The organism is Sorangium sp. So ce385 (genome assembly GCF_051474135.1).
In the GTDB taxonomy this organism is placed as follows: domain Bacteria; phylum Myxococcota_A; class Polyangia; order Polyangiales; family Polyangiaceae; genus Sorangium; species Sorangium cellulosum_D.
The window spans coordinates 12,945,170-12,968,488 of record NZ_CP150337.1; the positions used below are offsets into that span (position 1 = coordinate 12,945,170).

At 67.1% G+C, this 23,319-nt stretch carries 8 protein-coding genes; 6 read left to right on the forward strand and 2 right to left on the reverse strand.

Annotation, left to right across the window (positions count from 1 at the left end):
- Positions 1-232 precede the first annotated feature (232 nt).
- A complete protein-coding gene (locus tag WME83_RS47450; RefSeq protein WP_437316313.1) occupies positions 233-4,006 on the forward strand; it encodes an NACHT domain-containing protein in 3,774 nt (1,257 codons plus the stop codon).
- A 165-nt stretch (positions 4,007-4,171) separates the two neighbouring features.
- Here the strand turns inward: WME83_RS47450 and brxL are convergent, their stop codons facing one another.
- Together brxL and WME83_RS47460 are read right to left on the reverse strand one after the other, a co-directional pair.
- Entirely contained in the window at positions 4,172-6,184 is a 2,013-nt protein-coding gene (gene brxL, locus WME83_RS47455; RefSeq protein ID WP_437316314.1) for a BREX system Lon protease-like protein BrxL, read from the reverse strand.
- Between the two features lie 8 nt (positions 6,185-6,192).
- Positions 6,193-8,127, reverse strand: a complete 1,935-nt coding sequence (locus tag WME83_RS47460) for a hypothetical protein (RefSeq protein WP_437316315.1) — start codon at positions 8,125-8,127, stop codon at positions 6,193-6,195.
- Between the two features lie 55 nt (positions 8,128-8,182).
- Between WME83_RS47460 and WME83_RS47465 the strand changes: the two genes are divergently transcribed.
- The 5 genes from WME83_RS47465 to WME83_RS47485 all read left to right on the forward strand — a co-directional run bounded on the left by WME83_RS47465 (position 8,183) and on the right by WME83_RS47485 (position 23,049).
- Entirely contained in the window at positions 8,183-10,306 is a 2,124-nt protein-coding gene (locus WME83_RS47465) for a restriction endonuclease subunit M (protein ID WP_437316316.1), read from the forward strand.
- A 146-nt stretch (positions 10,307-10,452) separates the two neighbouring features.
- A complete protein-coding gene (locus tag WME83_RS47470; RefSeq protein ID WP_437316317.1) occupies positions 10,453-11,706 on the forward strand; it encodes a hypothetical protein in 1,254 nt (417 codons plus the stop codon).
- Positions 11,694-15,971, forward strand: coding sequence for a methylation-associated defense system protein kinase MAD6 (mads6, locus tag WME83_RS47475; protein WP_437316318.1), 4,278 nt, complete (start codon positions 11,694-11,696; stop codon positions 15,969-15,971). Before WME83_RS47470 ends, mads6 begins: the two co-directional genes overlap by 13 nt.
- Complete coding sequence (mads7, locus tag WME83_RS47480; RefSeq protein ID WP_437316319.1) at positions 15,968-17,614, forward strand: methylation-associated defense system protein MAD7; 1,647 nt, start codon at positions 15,968-15,970, stop codon at positions 17,612-17,614. The genes mads6 and mads7 overlap by 4 nt, the downstream gene beginning before the upstream one ends.
- Positions 17,611-23,049: a hypothetical protein gene (locus WME83_RS47485; RefSeq protein ID WP_437316320.1), complete on the forward strand. Its 5,439-nt coding sequence runs from the start codon at positions 17,611-17,613 to the stop codon at positions 23,047-23,049. The genes mads7 and WME83_RS47485 overlap by 4 nt, the downstream gene beginning before the upstream one ends.
- Positions 23,050-23,319: the final 270 nt, after the last annotated feature.

Here is a 23,319-nt window from a genome sequence, read left to right on the forward strand (position 1 = left end):
AGAGCGACCGCAACTTCCACGGCCTCGGTCCACGAACGTCATGGGAGGGCCGGCAGCGAGCACCCGCTCTCACGGGCGTCCCGTCGGGGCCGGTAAGCTTCTCATCGAGGCGCTTACCTGCTGGCGCATTCGCCGGGGTGAATCCCACCCCGGACGATGGGGCTGTGATAGGGAAGGTGATGGCACCAGCGACACAATGTCCTCCCCCGTCCCTCCCCCTGACGAATGGAAAGTGCTGGAGCGGTATATCGCTCACTTCGCCCGCGAGTACCTCGGTGATCCGAGCGCCGTGCTCTACGGCCGGCAGGGCCAGGGGCAGCACGGCCTCGACGTCCTGGCACGGGACCGGCGGCCGGCGGGCACGGGTCGGCTCTGGGCGTTTCAGGCCAAGAACTACCGGGCGAAGCGCCTGAATCCGTCCGATCTGGAGAAGATGGCCGAGCAGCTCCAGTGCTTCCAGCACTGGAAGGAAATTGGCACCTTTGTGGTCGTGACGACCGCGGCGGTCTCGGCAGGGGTCCAGTCGAGGGCGCTGGCGCTTGGTCGCCGGCTCAGGATCGACTTCCAGGTTTGGGGCTGGGAGCACTTCTCCGATCTGCTGATCCGGCACTGCGGCGCAGGACCATGGCTGTCGCAGGGGGACCGGGCGCGGCTCCGTCAGGAGTACTGTGCTCAGGTCCGCCGCGAACTTCAGCAGGCCGGACCGCTGTACCCGCTCTCGTTTCACCTTCCTGGAACGGACGACATCCACATCGAAGAGGTGCTGCTCCCGCAGATCCTCAGGCTCGCGTCACGGCAGGGCGAGCTGTCCACCAGACAGCCGGACCGCCGCCCGCAGGTCAGCAGCCGTCCGCCCCGTCACGAGGGGCAGCTCATCGACTGGCTGGACATCGAGACCCACGGCAAGCCGCTCATCCTGGTGCTCGCGCCGATGGGTGCAGGAAAGACAGTGGCCGTCCTGACCACGGCGTCGCAGCTGGCCGAGCGTGCCGCCGGTGACGACCGCGCGCCGCTCCCCTTGCACGTCCGAGCCACCCAGCTCGTCGGAACCCGGCTCGACCTCCTGATACCGCGCCTACCATTCGATGGTCTCCCGCGGCTTTGGGCGGATCCCATGAGCCGGTGGGTGCTTCTGGTGGACGCCCTGGATGAGGTCGAAGAGCGGGCCCAGCAAGGTGTGCTGCAGGAGCTGATCGCCGTCTACGGCCGCCAGGCGATCATGGCCGTCGCGCTTACCTGCCGGACCTCTCACCTCCATCCCCGGCTGCTCCCGGAAGCCACCCTGGTGGAGATTCCCGCGTGGCGTGAGCAAGAATGGCAGGATTTCTCGTCCAGGTGGGCGCGCAGCATGGCAGAGCGAGGGCACCCGTCGTCCCCTAAATCCGCGATAACATCGGACGCTTCGACGCGCGCGAGCCCGCTTTGCAGCACGCTCCTGGCCCTGCAGAAACCGGAGCACACCGACGGAGGGGCGGGGAGGGCGAGGCTCTTCCGCTGGTTCGTCGATGCGCTCTTCCGCCGGTGGGCCGAGGACCGGGATGGCTCGGCATGGAAGCGGCTCAGGGAGGCGTTCGAGCAGGTGGCGCTCGACGCGCTCGCGCGAGGAGGTCGTGCGCTGTCGCGGTCGGCCCTCGAGTCCGCCCTGGCGCGGGTCCTCGGAGAGGCGGAGGTCGACTCCGCGATCGAGACCGCGGAGCTGAAGCTCGGCTTGCTGTGTCGCATCGACGGGAGCGCATGGGAGCTGCCGCAGCGCGCGGTTGCGGAGTACCTCGCCGCCGGGGCCCTGCTGCGCAGGAGCGACGAGCAGATCATCGGAACAGCCGGCAAGCCCTGGGCCGGAGAGATCGCGCGCCTGGCCCTGGATCGCTGCTGGGATGCCGATCCGACACGTGCGCTGACGCTGCTCTCGGGCCTCCACGACGTCCTCTCCACGGACACCGCCGACGCCCCGTTGCGGCGGATACTGGTCGCCGCGCAGGCGGCGCGCGACCGGGAGCAGGGCTCCGCCCCGGTCGCGGAGACGCTGGCCACGGCGCTGTTCGATTCGGTGACCGATGAGACCTCGGCGTGGCGGCGACGCCGCGTGGGCGCGGAGGTTCGGAAGTTCGCGCTCGACGGCGGGCCGGTCTGGGAGGCGCTCTGGCCGAAGCTGAAGCCCGTGCTGCTCGCCGTGGGCGACCGGGCTTCATGGATCGCCGAGCGAGACCACAGCGACCCGGAGGCGTGGATCCAGCGCCTCTTCGAGGAGGATCCAGCCGTCCGTGCGGTCGCGATCTCACGGCTGGCTGAACGGCAAGCTGCGCCGGAGATCCATGACATCTTGATCTGGGAGCTCCAGGACCAAGGATACGCCTTCGAGTTTTCGGCCTGGAGGCGGCCGGCCTTCGTCGCGGCCGCCGTGCTCCGGCACGCGCCCCGCGATGAGGGCGATCGGGCATTCCTGCAGATGCTGCTGACCCAGGGTAGCTGGATCTCGTCGGAGGCCGCGGCCCTGGCCTTGCTCCCCGGCGAAGCAGATACTGACGCCCTGTTGACGAAGCTTAAGGAGCTCGTCTCCCGCGGCGATAAGCCGCCCGCAGCCTACCATGCCATCGAGGCCCATCGGCGCGTTCCAGAGGGGCGATCGTGGCTCGAGCGTCACTGGCCCGAGGCGCTGGCGCCAGATTTCGCGCCCCCGCAGCAGGGTCCTGAGCCACCAGCCGGCGACTCGCCGATCGCCCCTCCCTCGCGGCTCGTCAGGCGGGATCTGCTCCAGATCACCGCGGAAGCCTTTCACAGGAGCGAGGTGCGCGAGGCTCTCGCCTTGATGCCTCCTCGCCAGAGCGACCTGACCAACGCGATTTGCCTTGCGGCTGAGCATGCGCCGGAGGCTGCGTTGGATCTGCTGGAGCGAGCGGGAGACATCTTCATCCCGGTTGGCGCGCAAGATGCCCTCGGTCGCGCGGCCCTGAGGCACCCTGCGATCGGCAGAGCCCTCGTGACGAGGTGGCGTCGTGGGACTGACGCCCAGATCCCCAGCTCGTTCCCCGGCGTCGCGCTGGAGCCGCTTGCCGCGAGAGGGGAGCCCGACGCGGTGGCGGTCTATGCAGCGTGGCTGCCTCACAACCCGTTCATGATGCCTCTGGTTCCGTGGTGTCCGCCCTCCCAGGGCGCGCTGCACCACCCCCCGATCCGCGCAGCTGCGCGGGCCGCCGCGCGAGACGCGTGGGATCACGCGAACCGCGGGCGTCCCGATGCAAACGGCGAGATCAGGCCGCTGCCCCCGACGGCCCTCAGCCTCGTATTGCGCGGGTTGTGGCCGACCTGGGTAGAAGATCGGGAGATCAGCGAGGGCCTGATCGCGTGGGCGCAGGGGACGGAGCTCGAACGATTCGATGTCTCCCTGGATGCCTGGATGGAGGGAGACTTCCCTGAAGAGGTGGCTCAGGCACTCCATCGGCGAATCTGCGACGTTGATCGCTGGCCCACCGAGTCGCCGTTCTTTTCATTCAGACTCGCGCGCTGGTTGAGTGCCGCGGCGCGCGCGCGCATCTTGCGTCAGGTCGAGCCCGTGCTGCGCATGCTCGTGGGTAGCCGCGCTCCGCTCCCGGTGATCCATCAGGCCACCTCCTATCTCATGCTCCTGCACCCCGACGAAGCTCCGATGCTTGCGGAGCAAGCTGCCTCTCTGCGTCCGTTCTTGAATGAGGACGACCGAGAGCTCGCAGATGACGATGAGGAGCGCCTCCTGGCCTCGGCGCCGGAGGCATGGGGTCGAGCCTGTCTGGAGGCGCTACGCGTCCACGGCCGAGCTGTTGCGCTCCCCTTCCTCCGCATGGCTCGCCGCCTCTGGAGCCATCTCTCGGACTCCTCTCTACGGGACGACTTCGTGCAAGTGACACGCAAGCTCGCCGGGTATCACCTTCCCTGGGTCTCGACAGACGTCCGTTGGCCCTGCGTCCGTCTGAGCGACGCCGCCGAGGAGCTTCTCTTCTTGATGGGAGAGTCCGCACCAAGCCCACAATAGCTCGTGGCGCAGCGCTGTGGGGCATGAGCGCGCTCGTCGGGCACGCACCCGAGCACATCGAACACCGGTTACACCTCGCCAGCGAGCTCCTGCTCGCGTCGCAATCACTACATCCCGCGCCCGCGGGAACGTCTAGCCAGTCGCCGATCGACAAGCCCCATCCTCTCACCCATCGAAGGCCAGCGCCACCGCCTCTGACAGCGTCTGTACGGGCTGCACCTCCAGGTGCGCCGTCACGGCCCGCAGCCGGGCAAGCTCCTGCGCGTTCGCCGCCGGGATAATCACCCTCTTGCGCCCGTGCTGCTGTGCCGCGTGGAGCTTCTCCGCTATCCCGCCCACCGGGTTCACGTTCCCGTGAATCGACAGCTCCCCCGTCACCGCCAAGGCCCGCCGGATCGGCCGCATCGTCGCCGCCGAGAGCATCGCCAGCGCAAAGGCGAGGCCGGCGCTTGGGCCATCCTTGGGCTCGGCGATGTTGACGAGGTGCACCGACATCTTGCGCGATCGCAGCACCTCCGGCGTCAGGCCGAATTGCACGCCCAGGTTGAGCAGCGCGTCGTATGCGGCGCGCACCGACTGCTCCAGCACCGCGCCGCGCAGCCCGGTCACCGAGAACCGTGTACCGTCGACATGCGCGCACTCGACGAAACCCACATCGCCACCACCTCGGTTCGACACCAGGAGGATCGTAATCTTTCCAACCAACTCCCGCTGGTTCGCCTCCACGTCCTGCTCCTGCAGCGAGCGCATCCCGAGGATGTCGGGCGCCTCGTGGTTCCGCATACCCGGGAAGGCGATGCGCTTCGTGTGGAACTCGTGCGGCGCCATCTTCGCCATCTGATCGTGCACCCTCTGGCGCAGCTCGACCGCTACCTGAAGTGCCTGGTCTCTCCCCGCCGGCTCGATCTGCCCGTCTGGGAAGAGCATCTTGAGCAGACCCGAAGCGATCCGCTCCACGGCGGTCCTGTCGCGCAGGGTGGCGCTCTCCAGGGTCACGTTGTTCCTCACGTGGTCGTGGAAGGTGATGTCACGCCGCAGCTCGCCGAGGACCTCGCCGAAGTAATCGGACACGAGGCCCACGCCGTCGGCGAGTACGTCGTCACGGATCTTTGGCATCTCCCAGCCGGGAATGAACCCGTGAATGCGGTCGGCAATGGCGACATCGCACAGCTCGGCCGGCAGCACCTGGAAGTAGTGCATGTAGTCGCGGCTGGGGAGCAGGCCGTCGGGCCCGAGCTCCAGGTTTCCAGCGAAGCAGAAGCTGCAATCGCCCACGAGGGCCTTGCCGCCTCGTGAGATGTTGCCGGACTCCATGTAATCCTTGAGCGCGGCCACGAGCGACTTGTCGGGGAAGACCGTCGCACCTACCTCGTCGAAGACCACCACCTTCTTCTTGCCGATGACGCCCAGCTGCTTGCGGTTCAGGTCGTAGAGCAGCGTCGCCGGCGTCGCGCGCGCACCCGCAAGCAGGAAGACCCGCGAGCTCAGGTTGCGGAGGAGATAGCTCTTGCCGGTGCCGCGCGGACCCATCTCCACGAGGTTGACGTTGGGCTGGGTGAGCGGGACGAGGCGGCAGAGGACGAGCAGCCGGTGGCGGAGCGAGGGAAAGGCCTCCGGGCGGTAGCCGGCGCTGGTGATGAGCAGATCGATCCACTCATCGAGGGTGAACTCGGCGCGCGCCCGCCGGAACGCGGGCATATCGGGCCGTGTGAGCTGGTAAGGCGCGAACTCGTCCACATGGATCTTCGGGCGCGGTGTGCTGGTGTCGTAGCGTAGGACGGTGCTGCCCCAGAGGCCTCCGTAAAGCAGCTCCGGGTACTGGGCGACAATCGCCTCGGGGACGACGAGCTCGTGGCCGTCGAGCTGGGCGATGCGGCCGACGTGCGCGTTGCGCTCGGGGCGAGGCTCGACCTCGAGCAGGGCGATGAGCTTGCCGGTCTGCTCGCGCATGAGGCGCGAGATGAATTCGCCCTTGCGGTCGGCGTCGACGGAGTACTTTCGGATACGCTCGCGCACATCCTCGATGCCGAGGGCGCTGTTCTGCGCGCGCGCCTTGGCCAGGAGGAACTCGGTGACGAAACGGGGCATGGTCTCGAAGCCGGCTGCGAGAGCCTGCCGTTTGTCAACCGCCAGGCCCTGAAAGACATGCTCGATCTTGTCGCGCAACGAAGGGTCCATCTCTGCTCCTAGTCCTTGAACATGTCGTCCAGCGCGCCGAGATCGCGGACATTGGTGTGAGTCTCGTGCGTGGCCTGCTTGACCCGAGGCGTAGGCTGCGGGACGCGAGCCGCCGGCCGAGAGGCGGCGTAGGGCGCCGGGACGGGCGCAGGCGCCTGAGGTGGCGGCTGCGGGACGAGCGGGTGGCCCGTGGAGATCGCGCCCATCCATCGGATGACCTCCTCGGCGTTATCCGCCATGCTCTGGTTGAGGTGACGGAATCGAGCGATTAGCGCCTCCAGATCGTGGGGCGCCTCCATCGTGAGCAGGCGCGTGATGACGACCTCCGGGCTATGATGTCCCTTCACGAAGGACGCGGCGACCATGCGCAGATGTCGCACTTCGAACGGCGTCACCTCGAGGTCGGCGGTGGCCGCCTCGAGGTAGGCGTCAGGCCACCCCGGCTCGTGCTGGCGGTCCATGGAGGGGACGGCGGTGAGGAACTGGAGTCGCCGTAGGGCGGTGTCGTAAGGCGGCTCACGCGGCTGTGGAGGGGGTGGCGGCGCGGGACGTGCCGGCCGGGTGACGACCACAATCGGTGGCGGCGGACTCGGCTCGGGCCCGCGTGTAGGGGGCGGCGTCCGCGCCGCCGGCACTGTCGCGATCCGGAGGCGGATCTCGGCATGGATGCCCGGTGTGTCGGCGTCGAGCGGGAGCACGGTCCGCTCCTCGTCGCTCGCAAGGCAGGCCTGGATCCCAGCCCGCGCCAGAAACTGCAAGGCCTCCCGGAACCGCTGCGCGCGGAGGCGCTGGGGAACCTCGATGCCGAGGAGGCGCAGGACGCGGGCGAGCTGGCGCGGGCGGCTCCACGCACCGTCGGGATCGAGGCGGAAGCGAGCGACCAGGTTCTCCTCGTCGCCATCGTCCTCGTCCTCGTCCTCGTTGCCGTCCTCGTCCTCGTCGCTGTCCTCCTCTTCGTCCTCCTCCTGGTCGCCGTCCTCCTCGTCGCCACCGTCCTCGCTCTCGTCGCCGTCCTCGCTCTCGTCGCCGTCCTCGCTCTCGTCGCCGTCCTCCTCTTCGTCGCCGTCCTCCTCTTCGTACTGCTCCTTGCCGCCCGGTCCGCGCGAGGGCCACACGTACCCGAAGAGGTTGCGGACTGCCGAGCGGCCATCGCCCTGCATGAGCCAGTCGATGATGGTCTGCTCGCTCTGGTGCGTCACCGCCGCGATCTCCGGGAACAGACCGCACTCGCGGGCGAGCTTGACGCGCAGATCGCCGAGCCGCTGCGGATCCGTCGGCCACTCGCGGAAGAGCTTGCGCACCCGTGTCGCGCCGCGTGCCTCCTCGAGCCGCCGCTGGACGGAGCGAACCGCGTGCCCGGTCAGCACGGCGATCCTCTGCACGACGCCCTCGTCCCGGCGCGCCCGTGCCGCGGTCAGGGTGCCGATCGCGACGAGGTCATGATCGGCCTCATCGTCCGAGGCCGCGGCATCGTCCTCGCCCTCCTCGCTTGGCCATGCGTCAGAGAAGAGGTTCTGGAGGAAGCCCTTACCGTGCGCCCCCTCCAGCCGGCGGCGCACCGCGCGCTCGGCGAGGCCCGTGACCCGCGCGATCTCCGGGAAGAGCCCGGCTTCGCGGGCCTGCTTGACGCGCATCTCGGCGAGCGCGCCGGCGGTTGCAGGCCACGCGTCGAAGAAGACGTTGCGTACAAGCGTCGCGCCGTGGGCCTCGTGGAGGCGCTTCTGGACCGCGCGCGACGTGAGCCCCACGAGTTCCGCGATCCGCTCGGTGGTTTCGTCATCCCCGCGAGCGCAGGCTGCGTTCAGGTCGCCCAGGACCTCGTTCGACATCCGAACCTCCGGAGGTTTGTTAGGTTCGACCCTGGCCTGGCGCCGGTCAAGAGCGCCCTTCGCGCACGGATTGCTGAGGCGGCGCGCCGGTCGACGAGGCCGGCCGCGCCCCATCGAGCCGCACCCATTGTATCGTCGCCCGCCTTTCCGCTAAAACCCTGAGCCGATCATGCCCCGGCCCAAGAAGCGCAGTGACGACGACGCCACGCAGGGCGACCTCTTCTCCGAGGCCGAGCCCGTCGAAGCCCCCGCCGCCCCCGAGCGCGAACCCCAGCCGGACGAAGCCGACAGCGGCGATGACGACGTGGTCCTCGACGGCTCGCTCGTCTGCGCCCTCACCGGCACCCACCGCCAGGCCACACCCGGCGAAGAGGTCCTCCAATCCTTCATCGAGCAGTTCCACCGCGAGTACGGGATACCGCTCGAGGACATGGAGCGTGACGTCCGCATCGCGTGCGAGTCCTCCGAGGGCGACAAGGTCCGCACCCGCAGTCGTGTCGTCTCGCTGGCCGTCTTTGAGCATGGCCAGCCCCACCGCGACGCTGAGGGCGCAGTCAATCTCGGCGCCATCACCCGGGTCGCCATCGTCGCCAAGCCCGGCACCAAGCCCGGCGAAAAGGCCCTCGCCGTCCTTGAAGAGATCCTGGGAAACCTGAGCGAGGAGCACCCTGAGGTCTTCGGTGTCTGGACCAACGGGCTCGACCTAGCTTTCCGCATGCGCACCTACAACCCCCGCACCGGGGCCCCGATCTACACCGAGCTGGCCGACATCCCCGCTCCCGACGAGACGCTGGCCGACCTCGAGAACGCCGAGCGCCGGCCACTGCGCGTCGCCACCAGCGCATCGCTCCTCGGTACGTTCAAGCGCTGCCACGACTTTATCTACGGCAACCAGAACCGGCGCGACGCCTTCTTTCAGCTCCTTTACCTCATCTTCGCCAAGATCCACGACGAGCACGGGAGCGCCCGGCAGTTCTTCGTCGGCGCTACCGAGCGCAACACCGAGGCGGGGGAGAAGAAGATCGCCGCCCGCATTAAGGCCCTCTTCGAGCAGGCCAAGAAGCGGTACGACGACGTACTCGGGCGCAACGATACGATCGAACTGCGCGATCGGGCCCTCGCGTTCGTGGCCGCGGAGCTGTCCCGCTATAGCCTGCTCTCCACGGATAGCGACGCCAAGGGGATGGCCTACGAGGCCATCACCTCCACCACGATGAAGCGGGAACGCGGGCAGTTCTTCACGCCGCGCAACATCATCCAGATGATGGTCGACATGGTCGACCCGGCGCCCGGAAAGAAGCTCCTCGACCCGGCCTGCGGGAGCGGAGGATTTCTGGTCGTAGCGCTGGCCCACGCGCGGCGGCGGCTGCTCGTTGATGATGGCTGCCCACATCCCGACCAGCCGCTGCCCAAAGAGCTCCGGCGGATCGGGCCCAAGGTCCAGAAGTACGCCAAGGAGAGCCTCTGGGGCCTCGATGTCGATCCCGATCTGCGCAAGGCCGCGCGCATGAACATGGTGATGAACAACGACGGGCACGGCAACATCTACGAAGCCAACAGCCTCGAGCTCGTAGCCGCGCTGAAGCCCGGGGCACCGAAGCGAGCCCAGGAGTTCATGAACGACCAGATGCGCGAGTTCGTGAAGCGCAGTGGGGGGCTCGACTCCTTCGATTACGTGTGCACAAACCCACCCTTCGGCGCCAAGATCCCCGTCGACGACCCCGATATCCTGAGCGCCTTCGAGCTCGGCAAGGACGCGAAGAAGCTGCCGCCGGAGATCCTCTTCATCGAGGCTTGCTATCACTTCCTCAAGCCCGGCACCGGGGTGATGGCCATCGTGCTGCCCAACGGGATCCTGGGCAACCCGGGGAGCTACATGGCCTCCGTGCGGCAGTGGATGCTCCGACACATGGAGCTCTTGGCGAGCGTGGATCTGCCCGCCGAGGCCTTCCTGCCGCAGGTCTCGGTGCAGGCCAGCTGCGTCTTTCTGAGGCGGCGCTCGCCGAGCGAATTCCAAATGATGGGCAAAGGGGGCTTGAAGCAGCGGCCGGTGTTCATGGCCATCGCCGAGAAATGCGGGCACGGTCGGCGGGGCGAGACGACGTGGGTGCGGAACCCGGACGGGAGCGAGCGGATCGAGACAAAGGCGGTGCTGGAGCGCTGGGAGCGGCAAGGTAAACCGCAGGAGAAGCTCCGCACGCGGCAGGTGAAGGAGCTGGCGGATGACCTGCCGTGGGTGGCGGAGGAGTACGCCAAACACGTCCGTCGCGAGCACTCGGAGCAGGCTCCATGAGAGTCGCGTACGCTGCGAATACCGTGACGCCTGCTACAATCCGAGCGCTAAATTACTCGCCCGAGCTCGATCGCCTTCGCGCCGCGCCGAAGGCACGTACCGCGCGCCCTTGGCAGACACGCTCACTCGGTACCTTGGTGTCCGAGTTGGGCAAGACATACGCCAAAGTGCTGACGCGTGTGGACTGCACCAGCGAGGATGCCGATGAGCTTCTCAGCCAGGTGGACGTCTTCGCGGCCGAGCCATCCGGCCGCAAGATCCGCGGGGACCTCATGTCCTTCCGGGAAGACCTCCGGATCTGTCGAGGAGATGTCTTGATTGCCGGCGCAGGCCAGCTCGGCGACACGAACCTCTTTGGACGGGCCATCATTGCCGACGGAAGACTCGCGGGGAAACTGGCCGCGGGCGATCTCATGGTCCTGAGGTTCGGAGAGCCCGACGACGATCGAAGCTTATACACGTATGCGTTCCTTGCCTCCTCCATAGGGCTTCGTCTGATTCGAGCTTGTGCGTACGGCACGTCCATCCCGCGAATGCGACCGGACCTGGTCCAAGAGATCCCAGTGGCCGTTCCGGATAAGGACATCATCTCGCGCGTCGCTGCCTTGATAAGGAAAGTCATGACTAGCCGCGAGACGTACCTGCACAGGTTACGCGCCGGGCGGGGCGTCATCGAAGCCCTGCCCGAAATGCGCGAGGCGCACTCCATGTGCGCGGAGCGCCGGGCGCGGTGCGTGACATGGTCTGGACCGCTCATTACGCTCAACGCCTGGAACTATGCCTCGACAGGTGGCGGACTCGATTTCCTTCTGCGACGCTGGTCGGGCCGGCTAGCCGACGCGGCAGGAACAGGCGGGCTCTATTATGGTCCGCGTTTCGCTAGAGTTCCTGCCGAGCCGCCTCATGGCATCGAGTTCATGTCTCAGCGGGATGCCTTTCTTATCCGGCCTGCTCCACGCCGTATCGCACACCCCGGGTTCGAGGATAGACAGCTCTTTGTGTCTCCAGGGACGATCATGCTCGGCGCGCAGGGAACCCTTGGAGAAGGGGAACTCTTCGGACGCGCCATGCTTGTCCATGGAAAAATCGCGAACGCCGCGTTCACTCAGCATCTACTCCGCGTGGAATTGAAGCCGAACGCTCGTGCTATTGGGTACGCATTCTTGTCGACCGCTCTCGGCATGCGCCTTCTGCGTAGCACGGCCGTGGGAACGAAGCTGCTGAGCATGAGGAACGACCTGCTGCAACGCTTGCCATTTCCCGATCTCGATAACACGCAGGCTACGCGCGTCACCAAGCACATTGGCGATGCGCTGAAGGCACGCGAAGCAGCCGATGCCGCCGAAACCGAGGCCATCCGCATCGTCGAGGAGGAGGTCCTGCCCGCATGGCTCACCTGATCCCCACTCCCACCAGTGCCGGCCTCACCGGCCCCTTCGAGCGCGACCTCCTCCAGCTTCTGCTGGAAAAACTCCCAGACGGTTACGGCGTCGCCCCCAACTTCCAGATCAAGCCCAAAGATCGCGACGCCCTGGAGATCGACTTTCTCGTTCTCGCCCCCCACGCCCTCTATGTCCTGGAAGCCAAGGAGTGGTACGGCCGCTTGAGCGGGGACGACACCGAATGGCTCATCAACCAGACCCCGAAGAAGCCCCCCATCTGGCTGACGAACCTCAAGTGCAAAGTCCTCAAGGGAGAGCTCGGCGCCCTCGCCTCCCAGGTCTACATCTCCCCACTCATCGTGATACCGGACGGTACCACGAACCACGTCGGCGGCAACTGGGGATCATCGATCCGCTCGGCCACAGGAACCATCGCATATCTCCAGGACCCGAACAAACTCCCTCGGCCCGCAGACATCCGCGCCTACCATGCGCCTATCGTTACCCTCCTCCAGGGCAAGTGGGGTGCGCGGCAGCAGGAGAAACGCCGCCGCATTGGCGGCTATGAGATCATCGAGACCCTTACCGCGGACGCGGCCTCGGCCGAGTACCTCGCCCGCCACGCCCTCCTGACGGAGGACCGCACCGTCTACCGCATCCGCACCTTCCGCGTCGACCCGAATCTCCCCAAGCCCACGCGAGACAAACAGAGCGCCGTCATCCGCCGCCCCACCGAGGCGGTAGCCAAGATCGGTCCTCACCCGAACCTCCTCCGCGTCCTCCACTTCGCCTTCGACGACGAACGGAGCGAATTCTTCGAAGTCACCGAGTGGAGCGACTTTGGCACCCTCCACGGTTACCTCCAGAACCAAGAGCGCGACCGCCTCACCCTCCGCGAGCGCTTGGCCATCGCCGAAGGCGTCGCCGCCGCGCTCGAAGCCGTCCACGCGCACGGCATCGTCCACCGCAACGTCTGCCCGGAGACCATCCTGGTCGGCTTCGACCGCAGACCCCGGCTCACCGACTTCGACCGGGCTTATGTCGACACCTCCGCCACCGTCTTTCAGGACACGACCGCGCGCGCGAGAAACTCGGCTTATGTCCCGCCCGAGCTCTCCGACGCCACGGATTACGACTTCGACACCACGTCGGACATGTACTCCTTCGGCGTCCTCCTCCATCAGCTTCTCCTCGACGAAGTTCCTTTCGCTGATGCCGCCGCGGCCCGCGCTGCGGGAGGGATCCCGAAGAGTAAGCTCAGCGACCGCCGCCCCGACCTCTCGTCCAAGCTTGACACCCTGCTCCTCGCCCTCCTCCGCGTGGACGACTTCAAGGCGCGGCCTTCCGCTGGAGAAGCCCTCGCCGCCCTACGCGCCGAGATGGGCCTGAGCACTGGCCTCGCCGAAAAGCCGTCGAGCCCGGTCGCTCCTGCACCCGTGAAACTGGAGCCGGGCGCCATCGTAGATTTCGCCTGGCGTGTTGACGCCGAGCTCGGCGCCGGGGCGTCGTCGAAGGTGTATCGCGTCTACAACATCGATCACCAGAAATCATATGCCATGAAGGTCCTCCACAACGCGGAGGACATCGACACCCTGCGGCACGAGTTCAATCACATCCGCGAGCTGCTGCCGAAGCACGACAACATCGCCCATATCGACTGGCTGGGCCGCCTTGCCGACCAGACCCCCTACCTTATTAGCGAGCTGGTCGACGGCGAGACGCTACAGGCCTACTGCGACGGGACCAAGGTCCTGCCCTGGCGCGACATCCAGGCCATCGGTGTCCAGCTCCTCGATGCCTTGGTAGCCATACACCCCGACCCGGAGCCCTACGAACGCCTTCGCGCGGCGAGCGCGGGACGCGATCTCACCGAGGAGGAGTATGAAGAGATCGAGGCGGCGCGCGAGAGGGCTGTGGTGGGCGTCCTACACCGCGACATCAAGCCGGCGAATATTATGCTGGAGATGCCTGCGCACCGGCCCAAGCTCATCGACTTCAACATCGCCGCAGAGACCCTCAAGGCCACCGGTAAGGGTGGTACCCCGCGTTACTGGGCCCCCGATCGAGGCATTCCCAAGTGGAAGGCGAGTGACGATCTCTTCTCGCTTGGCGTCGTCCTCTACGAGCTCCTCCTCCACCGCCACCCGTACCAAAACGACACGCCCGGAGACGGCGACCCCTATCATCCCCGCGACATCGGCACCGAGTTCCGGGTCTCGGACGAGCTTGACGCGTTCCTGTTCAAGGCCGTGCAGCCCTCCGGCGCCGACCGGTTCCAGACCGCGCGCGAAATGAAGGCCGCCCTGGAGAGCATCCAGGCCGCGGTCGCGCCCGCGCCCCTGCCCCCGGTCGAGCCGGGCCACTTCCCTGGCCTCACCGTGACGCCCGAGGAGGCAGCGCGCACCAACGAGAACCCGTACGTCACCCGCCTCCTCACCTTGTACAGCCAGGCTCGTCGCAGCAACGCCGGAACCCGCGGCCTGGACGAGATCGCCCGCCTCACCTACGTCGAGACCCAGCTCGACCGCAAGCTGGCCCCGGCCATCGCCTCTGGCCGCTTCCGCCTCGTCATCGTCACCGGCAACGCTGGCGACGGCAAGACGGCGTTCTTGCAGCAGGTCGAGCGCCTCTTCGCCGACAACCACGCTGTTATCGAGCCGCTGCCCACCCGAAACGGCAGCCGCTGGACCCACGAGGGCCTCTCGTACGAGACCAACTACGATGGTTCGCAGGACGAGGGTGAGCAGCACAACGACGCCGTCCTGGACCGCTTCTTCGCCCCTTTCGCAGGCAACACCCTCTCCGGGCTCGACGGCACCGAGGTCCGCCTCATCGCGGTAAACGAAGGACGCCTCCTCGACTTCCTGGCGCCGCGCAACGGGGTCGACCACTTCGCCGGCCTCCGGCGTTTCGTCCATCGTGCCCTCGACGGTCAGGCCGTCGACCCGCGCGCGCTCCTGGTCAACCTCAACCTGCGCGCCGTGACCGCCGGCGGCGCCGCCTCGCTGGTCGAGCGCCAGCTCGTGGCCATGCTCGCCCCGGTGCTCTGGGCTCCCTGCGAAACCTGCGCTCACCGCGCTCGTTGCCCGACCAAGCACAACGTCGACACGCTGCGTGACGAGGCCTCCGGCCCGGCCACCCGGGAGCGCGTCCGCCGCCTCTTCGAGGTGGTCCACCTCCGCCGCCGGGCCCACGTCACCATGCGCGACCTGCGATCGGCGCTTTCCTATATGCTCCTACGCGATCAGAGCTGCGCCGATGTCGCCACCCTGCTCGCGCGTACGGACGGGAGCCTCACCGAAGATCTCTCGCGGCTCTACTACCCCGACGCCTTCGCCGATCGGGACGCCGAGATCGGCTGTCTGCCCTCCCCCAATGGCGGCGCCGCACACGCGCCCGCAGAGGAACGCACGGTCGACCGCCTGGTGCGCCGCCTTCGTGAGGCCGACGTCGGCCTCCCCAACGCCCCCGCGCTCGACCGTCGCCTGGACCACGACCCGGAGACCGCCGTCCCTTGGATGACGTACGAGCGCCGCTCTCCCACGGCCAAGGCCGTTATGGCCGCACTCGGCCGGGACGCGCCGAGCATCGCCGACGACGTACCCTTCGCCGACCTCCTCGCCGCGCGCCGCCGCCTCCTTGCCCGCCGCCGCCGCTGGGCTTACTTCGAGCGCCGCGACGAGGGCTGGCGCACCATGATCCCGTACCGGTCCACCGCGTTGCTGGAGCGCATCGTCGTGCCCAAGGGAGACGAGGACTTCGCCCAAGCCTGCGACGAGCTGCGCGACAAGGTAGTCCACGCCATCTCGCGCGCCGAGGGCCTCATGAACGAGGACTACAACCGACGGTATCTGGCGCTCAAAGTCACGCAGGTCAAGGACGCGCCGGTTCGGTCTTATCGGCTCTTTCCCAAGGAGTCGTTCCGAGCCACCGTGGCCCGCGCCACCGCGCTGGCCGAGTACTTGGAGCACGCCCCCGATACCATCGAGCTCGTCTCTGAGGGCGGCCAGGGTGCAGCCCGCCTCCGCATCTCGCTCGATCTCCTCGAGATGCTCGATCTCATCGGCCGAGGCTACCGCCCGACGGCCAACGAGCTCCAGGGCCTCTTCGTCAACCTGCTCATCTTCCGTAATGAGCTCTTGACCACCACCTTCGACCGCGTCCTCGTCACCCAGGACGATCGCGACTTCTACGAGATTACCGCTGAGGGGTGCGCCGACGGCATCCGCCTCGCCCTCGCCAAGCACGAAACGCCTGGGGATACCGAGGAGAAGACACCGTGAAGCTCCGCAAGCCCGACCAGGAATTCAGGAATCCCAAGGTCTTCTACCCGGACCCGAAGAACGTCGACCTCGACCGGGTACTGATCAACCTCTTCTTGTACCTGAAGTGTGACGGAACCCGCCCCGTCACCCGCGGCCGGCCCAAGAAGGAGTTCGAGAAGGTCGAGACCCATCGCACTGCGCTGACCAAGCTCGGCGGCGTCGAGGGCTTCGCCGAGCACGCCTCGATGGCCGACCAGTGGCTCAAGGCCGACATTTTCGATCTGGTCAACCGCGACAGGCCCACGGAGGCCATCGCCTCGCTGCGCCCGCTGCACCTCGAAGCACACAAGATCCGCGTCGCGAAGTACTGCCGCGACTACAACCACGCCGACGCGCTCTACGCCATGCTGGAGCACGACGAGTCGACGGCGCTCTCCGAGCTGCGGAGCTACCTCGACCGCGGCCGCGACCCGGCCACACGGAAGTACGATGGGAAGACTCCCCTCGACCTCGAGACGCTCACTGTGCTCAAGCTCGTCGAAGATCTCGAGGATATGAAGGTCTCGCAGGAGAGGGTCGCGCCTCATCCGCCCACCTGCCGCGGCCAGTCCCGGGTGCTCTGCAACGACGTCCAGCGGCTTCTCGCCTACCAGGATGTCGTCCCGCGACCGGTGATGATCGACTACCTCAAGACGATCCTCGGCCTGCACCTCGGCCTCTATACCCTCCGTGTCGGACGCCAGCTCTCTGGCTGGATCCGTGACCGGCAATCGCACCCTGCCTGCCGCGCCTGCCCCGTCTATGGCACGTCCAGCGAGCCCTTCGCCGAGTGCCCCTACACGATGAGCTTCACCGTGGACATGGGGAGCGACTTCCGCACGCGGATGGCGCAGATCGCGCAGGAGGACGCAGCCGCCGAGTATGCCCTGCTCGCGGAGCTGGTGAAGGCCATCTTCGCCATGAACCAGCTCATGACCTATGCGAAGGATGAGAACGAGCGCGACCGAAGCCTGCGCCTGCCCGAGGATCCCTTCGGAGTTCCATCCATCCTAGGGAGCCCGCCCGCAGACTTCGAGGCTGATTTCAAGGCCACACTGAAGGAGATCATAAGGCTCAACCAAGAAGACGAGGAGCTGACCCCCGAGGTCCGGGCCATCCTTGCCGCCGGGATGCCGTCCTTCGACACGCTGGTGGAGCTCATCAGCCATGTGCGGCAGAAGCACCACATGACCTACTTGGTGCAGATGATCGACAAGCTGCTCCAGAAGAATGGCCCCTTCGGCGCTGTCGTCCAGGGCCGCTCGCTGAGCAATCCGCGTCGCTTCCACCTAGGCGGGCGCCTGCTCGAGGTCTTTGTGCAGCTCGCAGTCCTCCAATTCGATGAGACCGGCGGCGAGAAGCGATATTACACCGAGCCGCTGCTGGTCGAGGACTTCCTGCGCTGGGTCGAGCATCGCTACGGCTTCGTCATCGCCGAGGCGACGACGCCCACCGGGCGCCGCCCGGTGACGCTCGACGAGCACCGCGCGTTCCGCGAGAATGTGCGCGCGCTCAAGGACAGGCTCCGCGAGATCGGTTTCTACGACGACCTCAGCGATGCCTACAACGCGCAAACGGTGAGGCCGCGCTACACGCTTTCGCGGCGAGGGCAGGGACGATGACCATCGCGGCGGCCAGCAAGACTGATCTCTATGCATTCCTGGCCGAGCACCTCCGGCCTCGGTTTCAGGCCGAGCTGGAGGCCGCGGGCCCGGGGCAGCGCCTGCGCGTGACCACGCTCCCGGAGCCGGTGATGGACGCCCTCTGCGCGAGCCTGCAGGACGATCCCCGCTGGGTGGCCCGGGTCCTCGCGCCCGCCGCCGCTGACGCGCCCTGGAAGGCCACGGCAACCAAGCTGATCGAGCTACGCAACGTCCTCCCGGCGCCGCTCCTCGTCTTCCTCCCGCCGGGCAAGCGCACCGCCGCCGAGGACTCGCTCGACATCGCCACGTTTACCGAGCTCTCCCTCGCCACTGTGGCGTCCGACCTGGTGGAGGTCATGTTCGAGGGGATCCCCGAGCCGCTCCAGGGCGAAATCCGCGAGGTCATCGATCTGCTCCGGCGCGAGCGTGACATCCGCAACGACGACGAGAAGGTCGAGTACCTGCTCACCGTGCGCAAGAACGGCGGCAGCCGGGTTGCCGCGGGCGCCGCGCTCTACATATTTGGGCTCCTCCCCGATTTCCGCCTCTTCGAGCGCGGGAGCACGCTCTTCTGGCTCACGCGCAACCGCGGCGTCTGCGAGAAGCTTCGCGAAGCCGCCCAGCCGCTGCAAGCGCGCCTAGGGCGGCTTCCCGTCAAGCCGGGCACCATCCAGGGGCCGCTCTTCGCCTTCCTGCGCACCCGCCACGCCAGCGACATCCGCGTCTGGGCGCGGGAGATCGCCACCGACCCCACTCACCGCGAACTCGCCCTCGACTGCTGGGACTTCGTCGACGAGGGCAAGGAAGAGGACCTCCGCCTTTTGCTCGACCCGCTGAGCCTGCCCAAGCAGACGGAGGACAAGGTCTCCGGTACCTTGCCAATGCCGGTCCTGAACGTGGGCGACAAGAGCAAAGAGACGCTCAAGATCGCCTTTCGCGCGATCCCGAGCCCTGCGCAGGCGCCGTCGTGGAAGACGTGGCGGGTGCAGATCCTCTCGGTCGCCGAGGGGCAAGCGTCGGTGGCCTGGGAGAGCAATAGCTTCCCCAAGCCGGCGACGGGACGCCGCGCCGCCATCGTGCGCAACCTCAAGGCAAAGGATCTCGCCGCGCTGGAGGAGGGGACATACTACCTCAAGATCGATGCCTACGACGCCGACGGTGCGCTTCTGACCAAGCCGCGCCGGGTCAAGGATGACGACCCCACGAGCCGCGCCGAGAACGAGTCCGAGCCCTTCCTCGTCGTGCGCGAGAGCGTCGACGTGATTGCCGACGAGGTCCGCGCCGTCTTCGTGAGCTCGCTTCTCGAAGCCTGGGCTGATGTAGCCGCGAAGTGCCTTGGCGGTAAGCAGCGCGAGCCAGTGCCCGACCGCGCCGCCATACGCGGCGCCTGGGATCAGACGGTGGACGCGCCACCCAAGGGAGAGGTGCACTTCGAGCTCTCGACCGAAGGTTTCGCAGGGTACACAGTGCGCATCCCGGCACTCCTCCGGGCCATCGAGCTGACCTTACTCGAGGATCCCGAGCATCTCAGCGGGCAAGAAGTGTCGTTTGTCGACGTGCGCAAAGTCGAGAACGTTGTAATCAAGCCCCGTCAACAAGCCGAACTCGGCGCTCTCCCGGAGGCAGCCGCCTTCCTGGCCGTCCGCCAGGAGGTCTTCCATGCCATTCGTGAGCACCACTTCGACGCCGGCAAGCCCGAAGAGCGACGGACGCTGCGCAGCGGCCTTGTCGAGACGGTAGACCTGACGCGCCACGCCGAGGCGATCGAGCGCTACGCTCGCGCCTACGTGGCACTTGCGGGCGCTGCAATGCACGCCGATCTCGAGCCGGTGAGCGCCGCGAGCTTCCGCACCGCCTTGGCGCAGCTCGACACTGTCGAGCTGCGCTGGCGTCATGGCCCGGGTGACCCCGGCCGGGCGCTCCTGCTCGCGCCCACTCACCCCCTTCGCCTGCTCTGGCATCTCGCTCACGCCCGCATGATTCAAGATGCGGTCTCGGCGTGGAGCGACGGCTCCGAACGGGCGCCCGACTGGAGGGAGCTCCTCGACCAGCTCGTGGCTGAACTCCTGCCGATGAACCTGCCCATGGTCCTCTTCGACCGGAGGCGACGGCCCTTTGTCGAGCACGCGCCGCTCACTGCGTTCTGGCCGCTGTATCTGCCAGACCGCGCCGAGGGGTCAATTCCTGTGGACGCGATGGCCGCCCGCGATCGCGTTCTGCGCGTCTTGGGCGTCCGCGATCGTGCGACGACCGTCACTACGGTCGATCCGGACGATCTCGCGTGGCGCCTCTTCGAGTACCTCGAGCAGCATCCTTACGTCGAGCAGCTCTGTCTCAACGTCTTCAACCCTGGCGATGGTCGGCTGGTCGCCGATGTCTTGCGCGGGGTTGAGGCCCTCCGCGCCGATCGACTCGGCTCCGAGGCGCCCTCGATCCGCTACGCCGTCCACCTCTTCGCCGGCGCCGGTCGCGTCGAGGCCGCCGCCGATGGACTGGAGAGTCTGCTCGATCCCGACCGCCAGGTCGGCGAGGAGGACGAGTTCACCCTCGCCTCTCACAACCACCTCTTGCCCAAGCTGGTCTTCGCCCAGAATGCGCTCGCCGACTTCCTCCAAGCGCCGGAGCGTTACGCCGCCCATGTGTCGCTGCTGCTCGAGCAGTTCACCGTGCTGGGAAGCGTCGGGCGCGTCGATGGGCTGCGCCGCGGCTCGTTCGTCGCCGGCCTGGTGCAAGAGCCCGAAACCCAGGTCGAACCGCTCGGCGCACAGGTCGGCTGGGTGAAGGGCCTCCGGCCCGGGTCGCGGCGTAAGGCGACGCTGGCCGAGGAGCTGCTTCGCGAGAGCATCGCGGCCGCGCAGCGCGTCCAGGCGGCTTTCGCGCACAGCGCGCCGGCGCGCGAAGGAGAGGTGCCAGTGACCAAGCTCCAGCTCTCTCAGCTCGATCAGGCGCTGCTCAAGCAGGTCCACGAGGTCTCCGACTGGGTGCTGACGGTCGATAGAAACCTTGGAATCGACTTCTTCGACAGTCCGTCCTCCGCTCGCGAGGCCGGCTACCTGCTCGACTTCGCACCCGAGTACCTCCAGGAGGACCGACAGAGGATCCTGCTTAGCACGCGGAGCACGCTCGAGATCGAAGGACTCATCCGGCCCATCCTGGACGCCTACGGCCTCGGCCTGCGTCCTGGCGAGGAGATCATGGTCCTGGAAACGCTCCGATCGATCTCGGGGCGCTTGGCGCTGCGCCTCGAAGGCGGGCGGACGCAGGCCGCTGAAGTCGTGGGCCTCCTGCTGGCACGCTGGCTTCTTGAACGCGAGCACCTCCTTGAGCAGCGCATCGTCGTGCCCCTCGATGCGCACCGCACCTGGTTCGCTGGTACGAGTGCTAGCGAGGAGGGGCCCACATCCCGGCGCCGCGCCGATCTGCTGCTTGTGGGCTTCGGGCCTAAGGAGACGATCCGGCTCGACATCGTAGAGGTGAAGCTGCGCGAGGAGCTCTCCGGGCCGGCGCGGGCGGAGCTCTATCGCGAGATGCACGAGCAGATCCAGAGCACCATGGATCATCTCCGTGATCGCTTCGCGCTCGATCGCTACCAGGTGCCACGCGCCGATGCCCTCCTGCGCGCCAAGGAGCTTGGCGGAGCCCTCGCCTTCTACGCGCGGCGTGCCGCTCGCTACGGTCTGCTCTCCGATGCCGAGCTCGCCCGTGCACTCGCCTTCATGGAGAACCTCGATGACGGCTACACGCTGGACATGCGTGCCTGCGGCGTGCTCTTCGAGCACCGGAGCCAGGGCGTGGATGTCGATGAGGAGGAGCCCGGATTTGTCGTGTACCGCCTCGGCGGTGACAAGGCCAAGCAGCTTCTCGCGCACGCGGCCGGTCGCTTCGCCGATCGGTCCAGCCGAGGCAGCGAGCGCCGCGGTACACGACCCACCGAGCCGCCGACGGCGGACACTGCGGCGCTGGACGCGGATCTCGAGTCGTTCCGCGAGGCCCTCAGCCTGCAGCCTCCAGCGCCGCCCGCCCGGTCACCGACGCCTTACGTAATCCCGCCGCCTCGCCCCCCGCACCATGCGCGTGAGCCTGTGTCCGAGCTGCCACTTCGCGCGCCTGCGCCCCCGGCTGCGCCGGTCGTCGCGGCGCCGAGCGCCACGCTCCCTTCGGGCACAGCGGCACCGGTCGAGTCCGTGGCTGCGGGCACCGCGCCGGTCGCCGATCTACTTCTCGGCGCCACCGAGATGACGCCGCAGCACGGCGTCCTAGGCAAGTTCGGCTCACAGAAGGTCGGGCTCGATCTGACCGGCTGCAACACCATCAGCCTCTTCGGCGTGCAGGGGTTCGGCAAGTCCTACACGCTGGGCGTGATCGCCGAGATGGCCGCAGCGAGCTTCCCCGGCATCAACGCACTGCCCTCGCCGCTTGCGACCGTGCTCTTCCATTATCACAAGAGCGACGCCTACGAACCGGAGTTCGTCACGGCCGTGTCTCCCAACCGCAAGCAGAACGAGGTGGACCGGCTGTTGCGCGACTATGGTGCACGTCCAGACGGGCTCCGGGACGTCGTGCTCCTGACGCCCGAGGCCAAGGTCGAGCAGCGCCGGCGGGATTACCCCGGGATCGCGGTCGAGCCGATCAAGTTCAGCTCCGCCGAGCTTAAGAACGATGGCTGGAAGTTTCTCCTCGGGGCCTACGGGAACGAGGCGCTCTACCTGCGCCAGCTTAACACCATCCTGCGCAGGCACCGGGACGTGTTGACCCTGGAGAAACTCCGCGAGGAGCTACGCGAAGCGGACCTGTCGAAGAACGCGGCGCGCCTCGCCGAAGACAGACTCAGGCTCGCCGAGCCCTACATTGACGATACGCGCTCGCTGGGGGAGCTGCTCCAGCCGGGCCGGACGATCATTGTCGATCTTCGCGACGAGTGGATCGAGAAGGACGAGGCGCTCGAGCTTTTCGTAGTGATGATGCGCATCTTCGCGGCGCAGAAGCGAGGCGGGCACGACTTCAATAAGCTCATCGTCTTCGACGAAGCGCACAAGTACATCACTGAGTCCGAGCTGGTCGGGCAGGTGGTGGAGACCATCCGCGAAATGCGGCACCACGCGACGAGCATCGTGCTAGCGAGTCAAGATCCTATCAGCGTGCCTCGGGTAGTGATCGAGTTGTCGACGGTGCTGGTGCTGCACCGGATGACGTCGCCGCAATGGCTTCGGCACTTGAAGACGGCAATCGTGGCACTGGAAGGATTGGAGGAGATCCACCTAGCCGCGCTTTCGCCGGGCGAGGCGCTGGTGTGGTCGCAGCGGAGCACGGATAAGCGATTCATGCACCGGCCGCAGAAGGTGACGATCCGACCGAGAGTAACACAGCACGGAGGAGGAACTAAGACGGCGGTGGCCGGGGTGACGGTGAAGTGACGGCGGCGCCTCACGCTGAGATCGCCGATCACCTTGACCCGGCTTGCGCTCCCGGCGTTCCGCATGTCGCGGCATCGACCTCGCTTAGACTCCGGTCATCCACACCAGTGTAGGCGCGACGAAGCTCATCCGCATGAGCAAAATCCGGAGTGTTGACCCCCTCGGCGCCCGTCATAGCTGCGACATAAATTGCGATCTCGTTGAGCTCGGAGATCACCATCGCACGTGCGGTGCTCCGGCTCGATCGCGTACAGTACGTCGTACGGGAAG